Source organism: Yoonia sp. (assembly GCF_030731595.1).
GTDB lineage: Bacteria > Pseudomonadota > Alphaproteobacteria > Rhodobacterales > Rhodobacteraceae > Yoonia.
On the sequence record NZ_JANQTS010000041.1, the window covers coordinates 1 to 5,281 of the forward strand.

At 60.3% G+C, this 5,281-nt stretch carries 5 protein-coding genes; 2 read left to right on the forward strand and 3 right to left on the reverse strand.

Going from position 1 to position 5,281, the window contains the following annotated elements; genetic code table 11:
- Both NWQ23_RS04060 and NWQ23_RS04065 read left to right on the forward strand, forming a co-directional pair.
- A partial coding sequence (locus tag NWQ23_RS04060) for a pyruvate dehydrogenase complex E1 component subunit beta (protein ID WP_306164968.1) occupies positions 1 to 833 on the forward strand: 833 nt, incomplete at its 5' end.
- A 13-nt stretch (positions 834 to 846) separates the two neighbouring features.
- On the forward strand, positions 847 to 2,139 hold the full coding sequence (locus NWQ23_RS04065; protein ID WP_306164969.1) for a pyruvate dehydrogenase complex dihydrolipoamide acetyltransferase: 1,293 nt from the start codon (positions 847 to 849) through the stop codon (positions 2,137 to 2,139).
- Positions 2,140 to 2,189: 50 nt separating this feature from the next.
- Here the strand turns inward: NWQ23_RS04065 and cysE are convergent, their stop codons facing one another.
- The 3 genes from cysE to NWQ23_RS04080 all read right to left on the reverse strand — a co-directional run.
- Positions 2,190 to 2,999: a serine O-acetyltransferase gene (cysE, locus tag NWQ23_RS04070; protein ID WP_306164970.1), complete on the reverse strand. Its 810-nt coding sequence runs from the start codon at positions 2,997 to 2,999 to the stop codon at positions 2,190 to 2,192.
- 81 nt (positions 3,000 to 3,080) lie between these two features.
- On the reverse strand, positions 3,081 to 3,374 hold the full coding sequence (locus tag NWQ23_RS04075) for a hypothetical protein (protein ID WP_306164971.1): 294 nt from the start codon (positions 3,372 to 3,374) through the stop codon (positions 3,081 to 3,083).
- The coding region (locus NWQ23_RS04080) for a phage tail protein (RefSeq protein WP_306164972.1) at positions 3,371 to 5,281 on the reverse strand (1,911 nt) is incomplete at its 5' end. The genes NWQ23_RS04080 and NWQ23_RS04075, both read right to left, overlap by 4 nt.

The following is a 5,281-nucleotide window of genomic DNA, read 5'->3' on the forward strand; positions in this document are numbered from 1 at the left end:
CAAAGCGCGTCATTGATACGCCGATTACAGAGCATGGTTTTGCGGGGATCGGTGTCGGTGCCGCTTTTGGCGGGCTCAAGCCGATTGTCGAATTCATGACGTTTAACTTTGCCATGCAAGCCATTGACCACATTATCAACTCTGCTGCCAAGACCCTGTATATGTCCGGTGGTCAGATGGGTGCGCAGATGGTGTTTCGTGGTCCCAACGGTGCCGCTGCCCGCGTGGGTGCGCAGCACTCTCAGGACTATGCCGCATGGTATATGCAGATCCCCGGTCTTAAGGTCGTGATGCCTTATTCCGCATCCGACGCCAAAGGCCTGATGAAAACCGCGATCCGCGATCCCAACCCTGTGATCTTCCTCGAGAATGAAATCCTTTATGGCAAGTCCTTTGATGTGCCTGTCATGGATGATTTCACCATTCCATTCGGCAAAGCCAAGATTGAACGCGCCGGCGATGATGTGACCATCGTGAGCTTCGGGATCGGCATGACCTATGCGCTGGCGGCGGCCGAAAAGCTGGCCGAAGAAGGCATCAACGCCGAGGTCATCAACCTGCGCACCCTGCGGCCGATGGACACCGAAACCATCCTCGCCTCTGTGCGCAAGACCAACCGCTGCGTGACCGTCGAAGAAGGCTGGCCGCAAGGCAGTGTCGGCGGCTACATCAGCAGCGTGATCATGCAGCAGGCGTTTGATTATCTGGATGCGCCTGTGATCACATGCACCGGTAAAGATGTGCCGATGCCTTATGCCGCCAACCTCGAAAAGCATGCTTTGCTGACGGTCGACGAAGTTGTCGATGCAGCCAAGCAAGTCACATACCGTTAAGGAGACCAGAGCGATGCCGACAGAAATCCTGATGCCCGCCCTGTCCCCCACGATGGAGGAAGGCACGCTGGCCAAATGGCACGTCAAAGAGGGCGATAAGGTCTCCTCTGGCGATATCATGGCCGAGATCGAAACCGACAAGGCCACGATGGAGTTTGAAGCCGTCGATGAAGGGATCATGGGCAAGATCATGATCCCCGAAGGCACCGAAGGGGTGAAGGTCAACGATGTGATCGCCATTCTGCTTGAGGATGGTGAAAATGCTGATGACATCAGCGCGGCCCCTGCCCCCAAAGCTGCGGCCGCACCGGCAGCCCCGGTTGCCGTCGCTGAAGCAACGGCCACACCGGCCCCTGCCGCCCCTGCCAAAGCCGACGGCGCACGCGTCTTTGCGACCCCGCTCGCCCGTCGCATTGCGGCTGACAAAGGGCTGGACCTCACCGCGATTGCAGGCTCTGGCCCGCATGGCCGCATTGTGAAGGCCGACCTTGAGACTGCAACTGCAGCGCCGAAAGCTGCCCCTGCTGCGGCCCCCGCTGCCAAGGCCGAGGCACCCGCCGCCACAATGGCTTCTGGTCCTTCCACCGATGCGGTGCTGAAAACCTACGCGGATCGTCCGTTTACCGAAGTCAAACTGGACGGAATGCGCAAAACCATCGCGGCCCGCCTGACAGAGGCCAAGCAATCGGTGCCGCATTTCTATCTGCGCCGCGACATCAACCTTGATGCGCTGATGAAATTCCGCGCCCAGCTGAACAAACAACTCGAGCCGCGTGGCGTGAAACTTTCGGTCAACGACTTCATCATCAAGGCCTGTGCCTTGGCGTTGCAGCAAGTGCCAGCTGCCAATGCGGTCTGGGCTGGTGATCGCACATTGCAGTTTGATAAGTCCGACGTGGCGGTGGCAGTGGCTATTGAAGGCGGGTTGTTCACCCCCGTGCTGCGCGACGCCGAGATGAAGTCGCTTTCGGCCCTGTCCGCAGAGATGAAAGACCTTGCCACCCGCGCCCGCGACCGCAAGCTGGCCCCGCATGAGTACCAAGGCGGCAGCTTTGCGATCTCGAATCTGGGCATGTTCGGGATCGACAACTTTGATGCCATCATCAACCCTCCCCACGCGGCCATTCTGGCCGTGGGTGCGGGCGTGAAAAAGCCGATTGTCGGTGCGGACGGGGAACTGACCGTGGGCACAGTCATGTCCACGACGCTGTCGGTGGATCACCGTGTGATTGACGGGGCCTTGGGGGCGAACCTGCTTAATGCGATCAAGGACAACCTTGAAAACCCGCTGACCATGCTGGCGTAAGCCTCTGATCAAACAGAAACGCCGGCTCTGGTCAGGGCCGGCGTTTCTGTTTAGGGCACAGACCGCAACAACTGATCCATCGTCAGGGACGGCTGCGAACAGCCTGCCTCGCCCACGATGCGCGCGGGTACGCCCGCCACTGTTTTCATCGGTGGCACTTCTTCCAGCACGACCGACCCTGCGGCGATCCGGCTGCAATAGCCCACTTTGATGTTGCCCAGCACTTTGGCGCCCGCACCGATCAAAACGCCGTCCCCGATCTTGGGGTGGCGGTCGTCGTCTTCCTTGCCGGTGCCGCCCAGTGTCACCGAATGCAGCATCGAGACATTGTCGCCCACAACCGCGGTTTCACCCACAACGATCGAGTGCGCGTGGTCGATCATGATGCCCTTACCGATCTTGGCGGCGGGGTGGATATCGACACCGAACATCTCGCTTGTGCGCATCTGGATGAAATAGGCCAGATCGCGGCGGTCCCGCTGATAAAGCCAATGGCCCAGCCGATAGGCTTGCACGGCCTGAAAGCCTTTGAAAAACAACAAAGGTTTCATAAAGCGGTGGCAGGCCGGATCACGGTCATAGGTCGCCACAAGATCGGCACGGGCTGCGGCCGCCAATTCGGGCGTTTCGATATAGGCCTCATCTGCGATCTCGCGCAGGATTTGCTCGGACATTTCCGGCGAGGACAGCTTCATCGAGATGCGATAGGCCAAGGCCCGTTCAAACGACTTGTGGTGCAGGACACCCGCATGGATCAACCCGCCCATCAAAGGCTCTTTGGCAATCGCCTCATCGGCTTCCTGGCAGATGCGGTGCCAAACAGGATCAACTTCAGTCAGATTCGGTTGTGGACGCGCCATGGCATACACCTCTTTTGTTTCGGCCTCTTGTGTAGATCACATAGGGGCTTCAAGCCAAGAACAAAGCTGTGATGCGATTTTTCACAATTCTTGATACGTCCTGCACCCGATCAGCGCCCCGACCACCAAAGCGTAAGCGCAGAGCTCGTCATCCGCCAGACAGAGCGGGCGTGGGGCCGTGGCAAAGCCCTGCGCCGCTGACATCAGAGTGCCGGTGCCAAAAGCGGGGTGCGGTCGTTGGACCTGTTGGCGGTGCCTGTCTGCAACGGTGGCACGCGTGATCAGCTCTGCCATCAACTTTGGGCGGTCCTGTTCTGCGACCGCCATCAAGACCCGCGCCGCCACCTCGATATCGGCAAGGGTGACGGGCCTCATGACGGCATTGCACGACCGACGAATGGCCCAGCGCCAAAGCGGTCAGACAGCTGTGCAACTTCGATCACATAAGGCGCACTGCCCACATCGGCTGTGCGATCCGCCGCCGCATAAGTCCACTGCGGTGTCGTGACGGTCACTTCCCGGCGTATATAGCCCGCCTGTGTAATCCGCACCTGATAGGCTTCGGTGTCTTCGCCCAGCGGGATGTCACCATCGGCCCAGATGTCGCCGTCAATGCGACTGCACCGGATCCATGACACTGCAATGTCCCCGCCTGCATCTTTCGTGCGCAGATGCGCAACCGGATAAGGCCGCAGCCCGATCCCCGCAAACGCATGGCTGACATAGCGATAGCTTGGGTCGGTGATCGGTTGCTTGGCGGCGCCGAAACGGAAATGGCGCGCCGTCCCGCGTGAGGCGGTGGGCAGGATGACCTGTTGCGGCACACCATTGAGCAAGACAACGCGCGATCCCGCAGGCCAGACGTCCGGCATCACCCCGCGGCTACCGGCCTGTCCGCGCAGCAATCCTTGCAAGGCAAAGCCTCGTTCGAACAAAGCTGTCGCAGATTGAAACTGGAAGATTTCCCAGTGATCTACTGACCCGTCACCGATCGCAATCGTGTTTGCGCCCGCAAGAATTGCCTCGGTGCTGGCAGAACTCAGCACCCCGTTGTCGAAAGCGACCTCCAGGGCGCCCTGTCGGTCCCAGATGCCGACAGGTCCTTTGTGCAAGGCGGACTGGGTCACACCGACCGCGGCAGGCTCCGCAAGGATTTCCTGAAGTGTGTAATCACTGTCCTGCGGCGCGCCATAAAGCGCCACACTTCCGGGCCATGGCCTGCCCGATGCGGCGACATGCGGCGCATGGGGCAACTCGTCCCCCGTCAAGAGCGGCAGATCCAGAAACAGCATCTCGACCGGGATCGGCCCGACAAAGGGTTTCAATATCGCCGCCTCAGAGCGTGTCGGCGGGATGCGATAGACTTCGGCCTCGATCCGTGTCGCGTCCAACAGGCGCAAACCCGCTTCCTCGACGCGGTCGATCCGGTAGGTTCCTTCATGGGTTGCGGTCTTGAGCGTGACCGTATCACCGGCCCCCACCAACAGTTGCGAAGGCGGCAAGGCAAGGCGGGCGGTATCGCGCCCCACATGGGCCTCTTGCAGCCATCGCGCGACAGTAGCCTGCCCTTCTGCGCGGGTCAGTACAACAGGCACCTCGCTTCGGGTCAGCGACAGTTGCACATCGTTGGGCAGGACCACCTCTGCCGCAATCGGATCATAGTCGCCATCTGCATCAAGATGTGCCAATTGCACCCGTCCGACGATGTCTGCGGCCGCAGCACGGCTCAGCGTCAGGGCGCGGTCCTCTTCGGGATCACGGGCAAGGTCTGCATCGGTCAGGTGGTGATCAATCTGCCCATCGCGGCTGCGGAACACCAACACACCATCACGCTCAATCGCATCAAACCCGTAGGCCAGCATCAAGGGTTGGAGCGCGGCGCGCCCCGTGCCGGTATCGCTGACGCTATAGCCACGCACGACCCCGAAAAGGGCAGAAGTGTCAAAGCTGGTGACACCGGAGCGTTGACATATTTCGCCCACGACAGACGCCAGGGACCGGTTTGTCGCACGCCCGTTCAGCCAGAGCCCGCGCGCATAGGCCGCCCCGTCTGACCAGAGCGTTTGATTGCCCGGCCAGAACGGATAGGGCCGGACATCCCAGCCCCAGACGTGCAGATGATCGGTATCAACCATCCGTCCACTATAGAGCGTGGATGCCGGATTGTTTGCGACATCGGCAAAATGGCTATGGATCGCGCGCAAATACTGCATCTGCATCAGATCATCACGGTTCCCGTTGGACCCCAGCGGCAAGACAGCATCGGCAGAAGCAGGATGCAA

Bases quoted from the DNA above. Each gene is read 5' to 3' on its own strand.
- NWQ23_RS04065 (WP_306164969.1), top strand. From the start codon at position 847: ATGCCGACAGAAATCCTGATGCCCGCCCTGTCCCCCACGATGGAGGAA.
- cysE (WP_306164970.1), bottom strand. From the start codon at position 2,999: ATGGCGCGTCCACAACCGAATCTGACTGAAGTTGATCCTGTTTGGCAC.
- NWQ23_RS04075 (WP_306164971.1), bottom strand. From the start codon at position 3,374: ATGAGGCCCGTCACCCTTGCCGATATCGAGGTGGCGGCGCGGGTCTTG.